The following is a 15,035-nucleotide window of genomic DNA, read 5'->3' as shown; positions in this document are numbered from 1 at the left end:
CGGCGAGATGTAGGGGCGGGCAGGGGGCTGGTTTCCGCGAATGGCGTTCGGCGAACGCTATTTACGGACGAGCATGACATGATACATCCTTGCCGTGTCGCGGCCGGGGTGGGGCGGCCCGGCCTCTACGACAGCAGCAACGCCCACCGGACGGAGACCACCCATGGCCGACCTCGGCTATCGCAGCATCGAAGTGAACGTCGTCAACGACACGCGGGGCAACCTGACCATCCAGGGCCCCACGCTCGGCAGCGGCAATACTTGGGTCCAGGGCGAAGAGCCGACCCAGGGCGCCTCGCTGGGGCAGTACCAGGGCGCCAAATGGGGGGTGTCGACGAACGACGTCAACGGCACGGCGACGGCCATGGTGCAACTCACCGGCCTCGGTTCCTATCCGGTGTCGATCAGCTTCACCAACGACATGAACGGCAACAGCAACTGCATGCTGCAGGGCAACGACATGGTGAAGGGCACCGCGATGCAGGTCAGCACCGGCGAGATGAACCACAGCCTGTACAACGTTCAGCTCATTCCCGGGCCGTAGGCGCGCGGCGACCCACCGTCGTCATCGACGGTGGGCTTCCTGAAGCGCGAACACCCGGCAGGCCGAGGCCAGCGGGCGTTCGCCGCGGCCGGCGTCGATGCGCACGATGAGGGCGGCGGTGCTGAGGGCCTCCGCCGCCGCCGCCGCGTCGAGAACCGCCCAGAACTCGGGCTCCAGCGCCAGCGAGGTAGCGTGGCCCGTCAGCGACACCGAGCGTTTTTGCAGGCGTGGCAATCTGACCCCCTTGCGATCTAATCACTGTTAACATACTGAATGGCGCTTAGACTGCCGAAACCCTCTCCCCAGAGTTTCCGACCATGAACGCCATGACCCCCATCGTCGCCGCTGGCCGCCCCGAAGTCGAGTTCCGCAAGGGCGAGACCATGCGGCTGCAGCCGATCCGCGCCTTCAGGGCGGTCAACCGGCTGATGAAGGACAAGGAGGACACCGCCGCGGTGTTCGACCTGATGCGGGCGCTGTCGGGCAATGCCATCGCCAAGGGTTACGCCCGGCTGATGAAGACGCCGCGTGGCGGGCGGATCGCCTATGAGCGCGACGAGCTGAACGACCGGCTGATGGACCGCCAGTGGCTGGAAAGCTTCGCGCCCGGCACGGTCGGGGCGGCCTACCTGGCCCATATGGACGAGCGCGGCTTTACCGCCGACGGACTGAAGGAAATCAGCGAGCAGACCCGTGATTCCCAGGTCGAGGCGGCGCATCCGCTGACCTGGTACGCCCGGCGCATGCGCGACGTGCACGACATCTGGCATGTGCTGAGCGGCTACCGCACCGACGCGCTGGGCGAGGCCTGCCTCGTGGCCTTCTCGTATGAGCAGACGCGCAGCCTGGGCTTCGGCGTCATCGCCCTCGCCGCCGGCGGGAAGTTCGGCAAGGCGAAGAACGGCCAGCCCTACCGGGCGGCGATCCGGCAGGCGTTCAGGAACGGCAAGGCGGCGGCCTGGCTGCCCGAGGTCGATTATCCGGCGCTGTTCGCCGAGGATCTGGAAGCGGCGCGGGCCCGGCTCGGCATCAAGCCGCCGACCGTCTATCTGTCGATCCCGCCCGAGCTGCGCGACGGCGCGTTCGAGCCGGCGACGACGGAATAATTGGGGACACGGAATAATTGGGGACACGCACTATTTCGCTTCACAGGCGGGCTGCTGTCTCTGGCGGGGCCGCGAAATAGTGCGTGTCCCCAATTATTCCTAACCCTCGAACCCGGCGCTGGCGAAATCGACCATGCGCCGTTGCAGGGCGGCGATGTCGTCTTCCCGGGTGAGGCCTTCCGACAGCACGTGCAGGCGGTCCAGTTCCATGAAGCGGTTCTGGTGGATCATGCCGAGCACGAAATGCAGGCGCCAGTAGACCTCCTCCGGAGGCAGGTCGGGCCGGGCCGCCAGCAGAGCGTCGCTGAAGCGGCGCAGGTGGCTGACGTCGGTCGACAGCACCTCCCTGATCTCGGCGGCGCCTTCCGAGCGGGCGCGGATCAGGAACTGCAGGGAGATGCGGCGGTCGTTGGCCGGATCAAGCCAACGCAGGGGCGGGGCGATCAGGGCGGTGAGGATCTCGCGCACCGGCGGGGCGCCGCCGTGGGCGTCGGTCACCTCATGCAGCATGCGGGCCCGTTCGCGGTTCAGCTCGGTGGTGCGGCGGCGAAAGATCTCGAACAGCAGGCTGTCCTTGGAGCCGAAGTGGTAGTTGACGGAGGCCAGGTTGACGCCGGCCTCGGCGGTGATGTCGCGCACCGAGACGTTCTGGAAGCCGTTGAGGGCGAACAACCGCTCGGCGGCGTTGAAGACCAGCTGTTTGGTGGCCGCCTCGGCCTCGCCAGGGGCCTCGGGAGCGCCGTTTTCAATCTGACTCACTGTGACCCAACCCTTCCCTTCCGGAAACGGAGCATTACGGGCGCGGCGGAATTAGGCAAGGGCGATAAAACAGGTGTTCGAAACGGGCCTGGTTGGCGCCGATAAAAGCGTCTTCAGAAAAACTGTTTAAACCTATCGCCATGGTGGGAATAAAGGCGACGCAGGCTGGACGCGACGCCATGGGGGCTGAGCGGGCGGTCGGGGAGCCTTGTCATGGCCAATCACAGACTTCTGCTGCTGACCGGGGCCGCCTGGCTGATGGCGGCGCCCGCCGTCTTCGCGGCCGAGGATGGGCCGGCCATCGCCATCGAGGCCGACTCGGCCGACGGCGCCGTCGACACCCTGATCGTCACCGCCCGCCGTCGCGAGGAAAGCGCCCAGGACGTGCCGATCGCGCTGCAGGTGACCAGCGGCGTCAAGCTCGAGGAAGCCGGGGTGAACAATATCAGCCAGCTGACCCAGCTGGTGCCCACCCTGCAGGTGCTGTCGCCGAACGGCCGCAACACGGCCCTGACCATCCGCGGCCTCGGCGCCTCCTACGGCCTGGCCAACGACGGGCTGGAGCAGGGCGTCGGCATTTATGTCGATGGCGTCTACAACTCGCGGCCTGGGTCGGCCCTGTCGGACTTCATCGACGTCGAGCGGGTAGAGGTGCTGCGCGGGCCGCAGGGCACCCTGTTCGGCAAGAACACCACGGCCGGGGCCCTGAACATCGTCACCCGGGACGCCAACACCCGGGAATTCGAGGCCCAGGTCGAGGGCAGCTACGGCAGCTACAGTTATCGCCAGTTCAAGGGCTCGGTCACCGCGCCGATCGTCAAGGACGTGCTGGCGGTGCGGCTGTCGGCGGTCGCCACCTATCGCGACGGCGACATCTACAACGTGGTCCAGAAGACGGACCAGAACGCCCGCGAGAGCGAGACCGTGCGCGGCCAGATCTACTGGCAGGCCACCGACAAGCTGCTGCTGCGCTTCGCCGCCGACTACACCAGCCAGCAGCCTGAATGCTGCACCCAGCTGTTCTGGAAGTACGGCCCGACCCTCAAGCCCGCCAATCAGCAGTACCCGGCCCTGGCCGCCGGCAAGGGCTATGCCCCGCCGAGCAGCAACATCCATGACCGCAAGGCCGACGTCGATAGCCTGATCCAGGCCGACCAATGGCTCAGCGGCTATGCCCTGACCGCCGACTATGACTTCGACTTCGCCACCCTGACGGTGATCGGCGCCCACCGTGAGTGGGACTGGGAGCCGCGCAACGACCGCGACTACACCGCCCTCGACGTCACCCGTCAGTCGGCCAACCCCAGCCACCAGAAGCAGGACAGCCTGGAGATCCGGCTGGGTTCCAATGCATCGAACACGATCGACTGGACGGCGGGCCTCTACTACTACGACCAGACCATCACCACGGCCGGCGTGACGGAATATGGTGCCGACGCCACCTACTGGCTGCTGCCGGGCACGGCGACGCCGCCGGCCCTGCTGGACGGCTATACGGTGCTCAACGACAGCAGCATCGACACCACTTCCTACGCGGCGTTCGGCCAGCTGACCTGGAACATCACAGACAGGCTGCGCATCACGCCCGGCATCCGCTACACCAAGGAAGAGAAGGACGGCGACTATGTCGCCACCGTCTCCGGCGGGCTGGTGACGGCCGACACGACCCTGATCAACCGTCGCCTGGGCATCGCCCGGCCTCAGGCCTATGCCGCCAGCACCAGCGACGGGTCGTGGTCCGGCCAGATCGCGGTGTCCTACGACATCACCGAGGACGTCCACCTCTATGGAACCTGGTCGCAGGGCTTCAAGTCGGGCGGCATCAACATGGCCGGTATCCCGAACACGGCGGCCGGCACGCCGTCGCTGGTCAGCGCCGTGGTCAAGCCGGAGGAGGTGACAACCTATGAAGTCGGCCTGAAGACCCAGCTGTTCGATGACCTGGTCGTGCTCAACGCCGCGGTGTTCGCCACCGACGTCGAGAACTTCCAGGCCAACGTCGTCGATACCGGCCCCGGCGCGCTGCGCGGCTACCTGGCCAACGCCGAGAAGGTGACCTTGAACGGGTTCGAGGTCGACGCCACCACCCGCTCGATCGGTGGCTTCACCTTCTACGCCAACCTCGCCTACACCGACGCCAAGTACGACAGCTTCGAGAACGGACCCTGCCCGCTGGAGCGGATCGGCACCGCGACGGCGGCCTGCGACCTGTCCGGCAAGGAGCTGCCAGGCGTGTCGAAGTGGGCCGGCGCGTTCGGTGGCGAGTATCGCCAGGCGCTGACGCTCGGCAAGGTCTCCGGCGAGGGCTACCTGGGCGCCGACGCCAACTTCCGGTCGGACTATTACGCCGACGCGGCGGTGTCGAAATACGCCCGGCTGCCGGCCTACCAGCTGGTCAACCTGCGGGCCGGCTTCAAGTCGGACAGCGGTTGGGAGGCCTTCGTCCTGGTGCGCAACGCCTTCGACGAGGAGTACATCCAGAACATCACCATCGTGTCCGGCAACAGCGGCCTGATCGTCGGCACGCCGGGCGAGGACCGCACGGTCAGCCTGACGCTGCGGGCCAGCTACTAGGCCGCAGGCAACCCCAGTGCGGGGCGGGCGTTGGACTCCGGCATTCGGAGATCCACCATGGCAGCCCGCCCCACCTGGCAAGGCCACCTGCGCCTGTCGCTCGTCACCTGTCCGGTGGCCCTCTACACCGCCACGCAAGCCAGCGGCGAGGTGCACTTCAACCTGCTGCACAAGGACACCCACAACCGCATCCGGATGATCCCGACCGACCCCGAGAAAGGACCGGTGGAGCGCAAGGATCTGGTCAAGGGCTACGAATTCGAGAAGGACAGCTACATCGTCGTCACCCAGGACGAGATCGACGCGGTGCGGCTGGAAAGCACCCGGACCATTGATATCGAGCGCTTCGTCGACGCGGCCGATATCGACCGGCTGTACTGGGACAATCCCTATTACCTGGTGCCGGACGGCAAGCTGGCGCTGGACGCGTTCAGCGTCATCCGCGACGCCATGGGCAAGACCAAGAAGGTGGCCCTGGCCCGGCTGGTCATGCACCAGCGTGAGCGGCTGCTGGGTATCGAACCGCGCGGCAAGGGGCTGATCGCCTGGTCGCTGCGCTCGAACAAGGAGGTGCGCGACGTCGGCGACTACTTCGACGACATCCCGGCCCACAAGGGCGACAAGGAGATGGTCGCCATCGCCGAGAAGATCATCGAGCAGAAGGAGGGGCCGTTCGATCCCTCCAAGTTCAACGATCGCTACGAGGATGCCCTGCGCGACCTGATCGCCGAGAAGAAGAAGGGCAAGGGGCGGACGGTGAAGGCCGAGGAGCCGGAGGACACCAATGTGGTGGACCTGATGGCGGCGCTGAAGAAGAGCCTGGAGGCGAAGGGCGGAGCCGCGAAGGCGCCCGCCAAGAAGGCCGCCGCCAAGACGCCGGCGAAGAAGCGGGCTTAGGCCGCCGCCTTCGCCCCGCGCTCCAGCCGCTTGATCGCCGCCGCGATGGGGCGCTCGCTGTCGCCGTAGTCTTCCCAGGCGCTCATGCCCTTCACGATCTTCGGGGCGGTGCGGATGGTGTATTTCGCCGGGTCCAGCCCCTTCTTCACCTGCGTCCAGGTCAGCGGCATCGACACTGTCGCGCCGGGGCGGGCCCGGGGCGACAGCGGCGCGACGGCCGTGCTCATCCGGTCGTTGCGCAGGTAGTCGAGGAAGATCCGGCCCTCGCGCTGGGCCTTGCTCATGGTGATCAGGTAGCGGTCCGGCGCATCGGCGGCCATGCGGGCGCAGACCTCGCGGGCGAAGGCCTTGGCGGTCGGCCAGTCGATCTTTGACTTGGTCAGCGGCGTGACGACGTGGAGGCCCTTGCCGCCGGTGGTCTTGCAGAAGCTGACGAGGCCGAGGTCCTCCAGGCGGTCGCGGACCTCGCGGGCCGCCTCGATGGCGTCGTCGAAGGTGACGCCCGGCGCCGGGTCGAGGTCGAAGACCAGGCGGCCAGGGACATCGGGGGCGAAGGGCTGACAGTTCCAGGGGTGGAGTTCGGTGGCGCTGGTCTGGGCCACGGCGATCAGGGCCTCGACACGGTCGATCTGCAGGTAGCCCTTGCGGTCACCGCTGACAAAGGTCTCGGTCAGCAGGTTCGAGGCGCCCTTCATCAGGTGGCGCTGGAAGAACTTCTCGCCGTCGACGCCCTCGGGCGTGCGGATGATCGAGCAGGGCCGGCCCTTGATGTGCGGCAGCAGCCAGGCGCCGACGGCCTCGTAGTATTGCGCCAGCTCGAGCTTGGTGACGGGCGATCCGTCGCCGCCGTCCGGCCAGAGCGGCTTGTCGACGCTGGAGAGACGCACGCCTAGCACCTCGGCCGAATTGGCGGCGCGGACGGTGACGGTCTTCGACTTGACGACCGCCGGGTTGGGCTCGGCCAACTCCGTCGAGGCCGGCGCGACCTCGGCCTCGACCTCCTTGGCCGGCTTGTCCTCGCGCAAACCCTTGAAGGCAGCCTGGCGGATGTTGCCGTCGCCGGTCAGGCCCGCGTACTCGATCTCGGCGACGAGCTGGGGCTTCACCCAGTGGGAGTCGCCGGCCTTGGTGCCGCTTCGGCCCTTGGGCTCCTTGTCGCTGAAGGGCGACTTATCGATCTCGATGGCTTTGAGCTTCGGCAGCAGGGTGGCGACCTTGTCCTTGCCGAAGCCGGTGCCGATGCGGCCGACGTGGACCAGCTTGCCGTCCTTGAAGACCCCGGCGATCAGGGAGCGGAAGGCGCTGCCCGTCTGGGTCCAGCCGCCGATGACCACCTCATGGCCGGCCCGGCATTTGGATTTGGTCCAGGTCGTCGAACGGCCGGACTCGTAAGGCGCCCCAAGGTCCTTGGAGATGATGCCTTCCAGATCCATGCGGCAGGCGGAGCTGAGCACGGCGTCGCCGGCCTGGGTGAAGTGCTCGACATAGCGCAGGCGCGGCGTGCCTTCGCCGATCAGGGTCTCGAGGCGGGCCTTGCGGTCGGAGAGGGGGAGGGGGCGCAGGTCCTCCGTCCCCTCGGCCATGAGATCGAAGGCGAAGAAGATCAGATCGTCGGTCATGCCGTCCGACAGCGCGGCCTGCAGGCCGGCGAAGCTGGGGGAGCCGTTGTCGTCGAGGGCGCAGATCTCGCCGTCGATGATGCTGTCGGGCAAGGCGGCGGCGTCCCTGGCGATGGCGGCGAACTTGTGGGTCCAGTCGAGGCCCTTGCGGGTGCGCAGGGTCGCCTTGCCGCCCTCGACGCGCAGCTGCATGCGATAGCCGTCGAACTTGATCTCATGGCCGAAGCGGGCGCCGACCGGCGGCCGGTCGACCAGCTTGCAGAGCTGCGGTTCGATGAAGTCGGGCAAGGATTTCAGGGCCTTGGGTTTCCGTGCTCGCGACGTCTGTCGAGGGGCGGCCTTCGGCGCGGCGGTCTGTTTCGCGGCGGCCTCGCCGCTGGCTTCGGGGTCGCTCGAGCGCCAGACCGCGTCGGCCTTCGGCGCCGTCTTCGTCATGAAGGCGGTGGGCCGTTTGCCCTTGCCGGCGGCGATGTCTTCCATGCTGCGCCCCGAGGCGATGGAGGTGGCGTTGCGCTCGAGGATACCCTCGCCATCGCCCTCCTTCACATAGTCATCGCGGTGCTTGATCAGAAGCCAGTTGGTGCGCTTGCCGCCGAACTTGTCGCCGCGCAGCCTGACCAGCACATAGCCGCCCTTCACCCGCTCGCCGGCGAAGACGACCTTGAGTTCTCCCTTCTTCAGCCCCTTGGCGACATCGAAGCCGGGTTCGGGCGCCCAATACCCCCGGTCCCACACCATGACTGAGCCCCCGCCATACTGACCCTTGGGGATGGTCCCCTCGAAATCGCCATAGGCCAGCGGGTGGTCCTCGACCTCGACGGCCAGGCGCTTGTCGGCCGGGTCCAGCGAGGGGCCGCGAGTCACGGCCCAGGACAGGAAGACGCCCTCCCACTCCAGCCGCAGGTCATAGTGCAGCCGGGTGGCGGCGTGCTTCTGGATGACGAACCGCAGGGCCTTGGATGGCTTGACGGCCGCCTGGCTGCTCGGCTCGGCGGTGACGCCGAAGTCGCGCTTGCTGTCGTAGGTTTTGAGGTCTCGGGTGGCCATGAGCCGTCAACGCGTGTGGCCTGCTGTTGGCTTCAAATTCCCACTCATTCGTCATCCCGGACGGCTCGCAGAGCCGATCCGGGACCCAGGGGCCGGCGCACGGGCGGTTGAAGCAGCGAGTTCACGCACCCCCTGGGTCCCGGCTCTTCGCTGCGCTACGGCCGGGATGACGGAGGTTGGTCGGCCCTAAAGCCCCTTGCCGACGTTCAGGCGGGCGACGGTGGCGGCCTTGGCCGGGGGCAGTTTCAGGGTCTCGTCGAGCAGGGCGATGTTGTAGCGGCAGAGCAGGGCCTGGCGTTTGGGGTCGCTGACCGAGATGTTGCGGCCGGTCAGCTGGCGGACGGTCTTGGCGTCGTCGGGGGTGAAGCCGGCCAGGGCCTGGTCGCCGATCTTGTTCTTCATCTGCACGTCGTACCAGAGGTCGACCAGCTTGCCGCCGTCCTCGGGATTGAGGTTGGCGCCGGCGGCGTCCTTCACCGGGTTGGTGGCCACCTGTTCGAGGATGGCGGCGGTGGCGGCGCGTTCGCGCTGGACGAGGTCGGCGCTGACCACGGTGTCCGGATCGAAGTCGAGGCGGGCGCCGCGGGTGAAGTTGTAGCAATAGGCCGGTGAGACCTTGCCGAGGGCTTCGGCCTTGTCGCGGCGGATCTTCATCAGGGCGATGAGGTTCTCGTCGCTGGCCTTCTTCATCTCGCGGCTCAGCACGGCGCGGGCGTTGGCATGAACCAGCTGGGCGATGCCGGTGGATCCCAGCCGCTTGCCCTTCATCATCTCCATGTCGTTCTGCATCTTGGCGTAGTCGGCCGGGTAGTACTGCTTGAGGGTCGCCACCTCGGGCAGCCGCTCGGCGTCCTTGCGGGCGTTGGCGTACTTCTGGTTCGGCACCAGGTCGTGGTCGGCGAAGAACCAGCCGAGCGCCCCGCCGGCGGCGCCGACGACGATGACGCCGGCGATCAGCAGGCCGCCCTTCATGCTGAGGGCCCGGGCCAGAACGAGGCCGCCGATGGCGCCGACGGCCAGGCCGGCGACGATGGAAATGATGGTGATGGTGCTGGCGTCCACGGCGAAAAACCCCCGGTTACAACTGGTTGGCGGGGACCATCGCGGGATTTGTCAGGCGGTGCAAGCCGAAGGTCAATGCCCCCGCACCAGCTCCTTCATCGCCTTGTCCAGCCCTTCGATGGTCAGCGGGAACATGCGGTCATTCACCAGCTGTTTCATCACCCCGATCGACTGGGTGTAGTCCCAGTGGCGTTCCGGCGTCGGGTTCAGCCAGATGCAGCTGTGGTAGATCTGGGTGACCCGGTCCATCCAGATGGCGCCCGGTTCCTCGTTCCAGTGCTCGACGCTGCCGCCTGGATAGGTGATCTCGTAGGGGCTCATGGTGGCGTCGCCGACGAAGATGACCTTGTAGTCGCTTGGGAACTTGTGGAGCACGTCCCAGGTGTTGGTCTTCTCCTGAGCCCGGCGGCGGTTGTCCTTCCAGACGCTCTCGTAGAGGCAGTTGTGGAAGTAGTAGAACTCGAGGTTCTTGAACTCGGTGCGGGCGGCGCTGAAAAGCTCCTCGCAGAGCTTGATGTGGCTGTCCATCGAGCCGCCGATGTCGAAGAAGATCAGCACCTTGATCTTGTTGCGGCGCTCGGGCCGCATGACGATGTCGAGGTAGCCCTTGCGGCTGGTGCCCTTGATGGTGCCGTCCAGGTCCAGCTCGTCCGGCGCGCCCTCGCGGGCGAACTTGCGCAGGCGGCGAAGGGCGACCTTGATGTTGCGGGTGCCCAGTTCGACGCTGTCGTCTAAGTTCTTGTACTCCCGCTTGTCCCAGACCTTCACGGCGCGGCCGTGGCGGCCCTTGTCCTGGCCGATGCGGACGCCTTCGGGATTGTAGCCGTTGGCGCCGAAGGGGCTGGTGCCGCCGGTGCCGATCATCTTGTTGCCGCCCTCGTGGCGCTTCTTCTGTTCCTCGAGACGCTCCTGCAGCGTCTTCATCAGCTCCTCGAAGCCGCCCATGGCCTCGATGGCGGCCTTCTCCTCGTCGGTGAGGAATTTCTCGGTCAGGGCTTTCAGCCACTCGGCCGGGATCTCGGAGGTCAGGCCGTCGCCGACCATCTCCAGGCCCTTGAAGACGTGGCTGAAGACGCGGTCGAATTTGTCGAGGTTCTTCTCGTCCTTCACCAGGGTGGCGCGGGACAGGAAGTAGAAATCCTCGACCGAGCGGTCGATGACCGATTTGTCGAGCGCCTCCATGAGCACCAGGTACTCCTTGAGCGTCACCGGCACCTTGGCCTGGCGCAGCTCCGAGAAGAAGGTCATGAACATGGGCGGCGTCCGAACAGTCGTTTGAAGTTGCAGGATGCGGGCTTGCGGGCCGTCTGTCCAGCGGAACGCGAGGCCCGCCGCCTCACCCCGCTTTGGGGGATGCGGCATTGTGGGCGGCGCCTATGGTCAGCGGAGGAATGGAGCCTCGCATGATCAAGACCGCCGCCATCGCCGCACTTCTCCTGGCCCTGCCCGCCGTCGCCAGCGCCGAGACCGTCGACCTCGGGAGCGGCCGGTCGATCATTGCGCCCGACAGCTTCGCCGGTTGCACGGCCCAGCCGGTCCAGACCGCGGCCAATGGATCGCGCAGCCATGTCTTCGACTGCACCCTGACCATCGAGAAGAAGCCGGCCAAGGTGACGCTGGCCTACAGCACCATGACGCCGAACGACACCACGCCCCAAAAATTCGTCGAGACGGTGATGACCAAGATGAACCGGGCGTCGATGATCGGCGATCCGTCGATGGGCATCCAGCGCAAGACCCTGAAGACGGCCGGCAAGGCAGGGACCTTCCTGTGCTGGGTCTATGACGACGTGCCGAGCCTGTCCGGCGGAGCCATCTGCGCCTTGGAAGAGCCGAGTATTCGCTTCTCGCTCTTCGTCGCCGGATCGGACGCCTACACCGCCATGCGGGCCGTCGAGCAGGCGATCGCCCTGACCACCCTGCGCTGACGCGTTGCGAGTCGCGCCGGCACGGAGTAGGGGCTCGCCAACCCGGAGAGCCCCATGAGCGACGCGATCATCATCGACGGCAAGGCCTTCAGCGCCCGTGTGCGGGAGCAGGTGGCCGAGGAGGTGGCGGCGCTGAAGGCCTCGCACGGTCTGACGCCGGGCCTGGCCGTGGTGCTGGTCGGCGAGGACCCGGCCAGCGAGGTCTATGTCCGCAACAAGGGCGAGCAGACGACCGCCGCCGGCATGTATTCGGAAACGCATCGGCTGGCGGCCGATGTCACCGAGGCCGAGCTGTTCGGATTGCTCGACCAGTTGAACAGCGATCCGGCCATCCACGGCATCCTCGTGCAGTTCCCCGTGCCGCCGCACTTGAGCCAGGACCGCATCGTCGCCCGCATCTCGCCGGACAAGGACGTCGACGGGCTGACCGTGACCAACGCGGGGCGCCTGGCCAGCGGCCTGCCGGCCCTGACCTCCTGCACGCCGGTCGGCTGCATGATGTTGCTCAGGGACGCGCTGGGCGATCTGACGGGCAAGCATGCGGTGGTCATCGGGCGCTCCAACCTGATGGGCAAGCCGATGGCGCAACTGCTGCTGGCCGCCGACTGCACAGTGACCATCGCCCACAGCCGCAGCGTCGATCTGCCGGCCATCTGCCGCACCGCCGACATTCTGGTGGCCGCCGTCGGGCGGGCTGAAATGGTGAAGGGCGACTGGATCAAGCCGGGCGCGGCGGTGATCGATGTCGGCATCACCCGGCTGCCGTCGCGCGATCCGGAAAGGGCGGCGCAGGGCAAGACCCGGCTGGTCGGCGATGTGGCCTTCGACGAGGCGGTCAAGGTGGCCGGCTGGATCACGCCGGTGCCAGGCGGGGTGGGGCCGATGACCATCGCCTGCCTGCTGCAGAACACCTTGACGGCGGCCCGGCGGCTGCATGGGATCGGCTAGGGTCATTCGAAGCCCCGGTTGCGGCGGTTATCGAAGCGGCTGTCCATTATACCCGAGGGCCCGACCTACGGAAAAAAGCGGGCGCCGCGTGGAGAACCCCGCGAGCGGCCTGAAACCCTTGCCTGCGTGGGCTTTGGCGTGGGCAGGGGGGGGCGTGGACGTAGGCCGGAGTGTGGGGCAGGCGTAGGTCGATGCGCGGGGGTTGTGGGGCGAGACGCGGTCGCCGCGACCTACGCGCCGGAGCGGCGCCTCGTCGATGGTCGGTCCAGGGCCCGGAAAGTCGATGAATATGTCTAGACATATTCATTAAACCATTGATTGAATTAAAATTTTCTTCCGGGTCGGTGGCGCGTCCTGCGACTGGCGGCCTGGTATCGCCTTCCCAAACGCCCGTCATCCCGGAAAGCGCGCAGCGCTTGTCCGGGACCCAGGGGTTGCAGCGCACCGGACGGAAAGCTGCGTTGGACAGCGAGATCACGCACCCCCTGGGTCCCGGATAGCCCGCTTCGCGGTCTTCCGGGATGACGGGCGTTGGAGGGGGGCAAAGCTGCGGCGGATGTCGCCGGAAGGCTTGCCAAAATAGGTGACGCTGGTGTCACCTTCATCCAAGGGCGGACTCACGCGCCTATTGGGGATGGCATGATCAGATTTCTTCTCGTTGCGGCGGCGGGTCTGTCGCTGATGGCCTGCGCGCCACAGGCCAAGCCGATCACCCCGGAGGAGTCGGCGGCGCTGGTTCCGGCCGACACGCGTCTGGCCGGGCTTTACGAGACCTCCTGCAAGACCTGCCACACGATCACGGGATCGGGCGCGCCGCTGGCCGGGGATGTCGCGGCCTGGGCGCCGCGGGTGAAGCAGGGGATGCCGACGCTGGTCGGCCATACGGTACAGGGCTTCAAGGCGATGCCGGCCGGGGGGCAGTGCGCGGGCTGCACGGCGGCGGACTATGAGGCGCTGATCCACTTCATGTCGGGAGCCAAGTGATGGTCACGCGGCGCAAGGCGATCGTTATCGGAGCGGCCGGGGTCGGCGGCGCGGTCCTGGCGACCGGCGGGGCGGCGGTCATCGCCAACCGGGAAAAGCCCGAACCGCCATCGCCGGATGCCGTCAATCCGCAGGGGCGGATGCTGTGGCGCAACTGGTCGGGCATCCAGAACAGCTATCCGGCCCAGCGGCTGGCGCCCAAGGACGAGGCCGAGCTGGCGGCGGGGCTGAAGGCCGCCGAGGGACCGATCCGGGCGGTCGGGGCCGGGCACAGCTTCACGGCCCTGGCGGCGACCAACGGTACGCTGGTGTCGCTGGACGCCATCGCCGGGGTGGTCGGCTGGGAGGGCGACACCGCCGTCGTCAAGGCGGGGACGCGGCTGGGCGCCCTGGGGCCGGCGCTGGCCGCCAGGGGCCGGGCGATGGCCAACCTGCCGGACATCAACAAGCAGTCGGTGGCCGGGGCCATCTCGACGGCGACGCACGGCACGGGGATCAGCCTGCCGGCCATCCACGGCGACGTGACGGCCATGACCCTGGTCACCGCCGACGGCGAGACGGTCGAGTGCGACGCGGCCAAGCGTCCGGAGGTTTTCAATGCCGCCCGAGTGTCGCTGGGGGCGCTGGGGATCATCACCCAGGTCAAGCTGCGCACGACGGCCAACAGGCGGTTGCGGCGGCGGGTGTGGATCGAGCCGTTCGAGGAGACGCTCGGCAAGGCGGAGGAGCGCTGGAAGACGCACCGCAACTTCGAATTCTACGCCATCCCGTTCACGGGCCTGGCCGCCAACATTACCCATGACGAGACCGATGAGGCCGCCGTCGCCCCGCCGCCCAGCCAGGACGACGCCTTTCTCGAGGCGCTGAAGATGCTGCGCAACACCTTCGGCTGGTCGAACGGGGTGCGAAAGAGCGTGGCCGGCCTGCTGCTGGGCGGGACGGAGCCGGAGACGGCGGTCGACGAGGGCTGGAAGCTGCTCTCCACCGAGCGACCGGTGCGCTTCAACGAGATGGAATACCACCTGCCGCCGGAGACCCAGCTGGCGGCGCTTAAGGAGGTTCAGGCGGTTATCGAGAAGGAGCGTAAGGATGTCTTCTTCCCCATCGAGGTGCGTCGGATCGCGGCCGACGACGCGTGGCTGTCGCCGTTCGGCCAGGGCCCGCGCGGCTCTGTGGCCGTGCATGCCTGGTACAAGGATGACTACGCCTTCTTCTTCGACCTGATCGAGCCGATCTTCCAGCGGGCAGGCGGGCGGCCGCACTGGGGCAAGCTGCACAGCCTGAAGGGCCAGAGGCTGGCGGCGCTGTATCCGCGCTGGAAGGATTTCCTGGAGGTGCGGCGGGAGCTCGATCCGAAGGGGCGGATGCTCAATCCCTATCTGACGGGACTGTTCGACCTGGCGTGAGGGGGGCAGGAGAACAGGCCATCCGCCTCATTTCCTGTCATCCTCCGGCCGCGAAGCGGACCGGGGGACCCAGGGCGGCTCTGGATAGACTCTCGACAGTCTTCACGCGGAACGTTGGGTCCCCCGGTTCCCGCTTCGCGGGCCCGGAGGATGACAGGTTA

The 15,035-nt window shown here is 67.2% G+C and carries 13 protein-coding genes and 1 pseudogene; 8 read left to right on the top strand and 6 right to left on the bottom strand.

Annotation, left to right across the window (positions count from 1 at the left end; translation table 11 throughout):
* Positions 1-163 precede the first annotated feature (163 nt).
* Complete coding sequence (locus tag O5I81_RS13450) at positions 164-544, top strand: hypothetical protein (RefSeq protein WP_271065387.1); 381 nt, start codon at positions 164-166, stop codon at positions 542-544.
* 21 nt (positions 545-565) lie between these two features.
* On the opposite strand, the gene O5I81_RS13445 is transcribed toward O5I81_RS13450, so the two are convergent.
* A complete protein-coding gene (locus O5I81_RS13445) occupies positions 566-778 on the bottom strand; it encodes a ribbon-helix-helix domain-containing protein (protein ID WP_271065386.1) in 213 nt (70 codons plus the stop codon).
* An 83-nt stretch (positions 779-861) separates the two neighbouring features.
* Between O5I81_RS13445 and O5I81_RS13440 the strand changes: the two genes are divergently transcribed.
* On the top strand, positions 862-1,650 hold the full coding sequence (locus O5I81_RS13440; RefSeq protein WP_271065385.1) for a Coq4 family protein: 789 nt from the start codon (positions 862-864) through the stop codon (positions 1,648-1,650).
* A gap of 99 nt (positions 1,651-1,749) precedes the next feature.
* On the opposite strand, the gene O5I81_RS13435 is transcribed toward O5I81_RS13440, so the two are convergent.
* A complete protein-coding gene (locus O5I81_RS13435; protein ID WP_271065384.1) occupies positions 1,750-2,409 on the bottom strand; it encodes a TetR/AcrR family transcriptional regulator in 660 nt (219 codons plus the stop codon).
* A 213-nt stretch (positions 2,410-2,622) separates the two neighbouring features.
* Here O5I81_RS13435 and O5I81_RS13430 point away from each other — a divergent pair, with 213 nt between their 5' ends.
* Positions 2,623-4,983: a TonB-dependent receptor gene (locus O5I81_RS13430; protein WP_271065383.1), complete on the top strand. Its 2,361-nt coding sequence runs from the start codon at positions 2,623-2,625 to the stop codon at positions 4,981-4,983.
* Positions 4,984-5,040: 57 nt separating this feature from the next.
* Entirely contained in the window at positions 5,041-5,880 is an 840-nt protein-coding gene (locus tag O5I81_RS13425) for a Ku protein (RefSeq protein WP_271065382.1), read from the top strand.
* Here O5I81_RS13425 and ligD read toward each other — a convergent pair.
* From ligD to O5I81_RS13405, 4 genes and pseudogenes are all read right to left on the bottom strand, one after another.
* A complete protein-coding gene (ligD, locus tag O5I81_RS13420; RefSeq protein ID WP_271065381.1) occupies positions 5,877-8,546 on the bottom strand; it encodes a DNA ligase D in 2,670 nt (889 codons plus the stop codon). The genes O5I81_RS13425 and ligD overlap by 4 nt on opposite strands.
* A gap of 44 nt (positions 8,547-8,590) precedes the next feature.
* A pseudogene (locus O5I81_RS13415) lies at positions 8,591-8,715 on the bottom strand (hypothetical protein); the annotation flags it as partial.
* A 17-nt stretch (positions 8,716-8,732) separates the two neighbouring features.
* On the bottom strand, positions 8,733-9,608 hold the full coding sequence (locus O5I81_RS13410; RefSeq protein ID WP_271065380.1) for a hypothetical protein: 876 nt from the start codon (positions 9,606-9,608) through the stop codon (positions 8,733-8,735).
* A 72-nt stretch (positions 9,609-9,680) separates the two neighbouring features.
* Positions 9,681-10,862, bottom strand: a complete 1,182-nt coding sequence (locus O5I81_RS13405) for a VWA domain-containing protein (RefSeq protein ID WP_271065379.1) — start codon at positions 10,860-10,862, stop codon at positions 9,681-9,683.
* A gap of 149 nt (positions 10,863-11,011) precedes the next feature.
* Here O5I81_RS13405 and O5I81_RS13400 point away from each other — a divergent pair, with 149 nt between their 5' ends.
* From O5I81_RS13400 to O5I81_RS13385, 4 genes are all read left to right on the top strand, one after another.
* Complete coding sequence (locus O5I81_RS13400) at positions 11,012-11,536, top strand: hypothetical protein (protein ID WP_271065378.1); 525 nt, start codon at positions 11,012-11,014, stop codon at positions 11,534-11,536.
* A 54-nt stretch (positions 11,537-11,590) separates the two neighbouring features.
* Positions 11,591-12,484, top strand: coding sequence for a bifunctional methylenetetrahydrofolate dehydrogenase/methenyltetrahydrofolate cyclohydrolase FolD (gene folD / locus O5I81_RS13395; RefSeq protein WP_271065377.1), 894 nt, complete (start codon positions 11,591-11,593; stop codon positions 12,482-12,484).
* Positions 12,485-13,123: 639 nt separating this feature from the next.
* Positions 13,124-13,468, top strand: coding sequence for a c-type cytochrome (locus tag O5I81_RS13390; protein ID WP_271065376.1), 345 nt, complete (start codon positions 13,124-13,126; stop codon positions 13,466-13,468).
* On the top strand, positions 13,468-14,874 hold the full coding sequence (locus O5I81_RS13385) for a D-arabinono-1,4-lactone oxidase (protein ID WP_271065375.1): 1,407 nt from the start codon (positions 13,468-13,470) through the stop codon (positions 14,872-14,874). Before O5I81_RS13390 ends, O5I81_RS13385 begins: the two co-directional genes overlap by 1 nt.
* Positions 14,875-15,035 lie beyond the last annotated feature (161 nt).

This window comes from Caulobacter sp. NIBR1757 (assembly GCF_027912495.1).
Taxonomy (GTDB): domain Bacteria; phylum Pseudomonadota; class Alphaproteobacteria; order Caulobacterales; family Caulobacteraceae; genus Caulobacter.
This window is presented reverse-complemented; position numbering and strand designations above follow the sequence as displayed.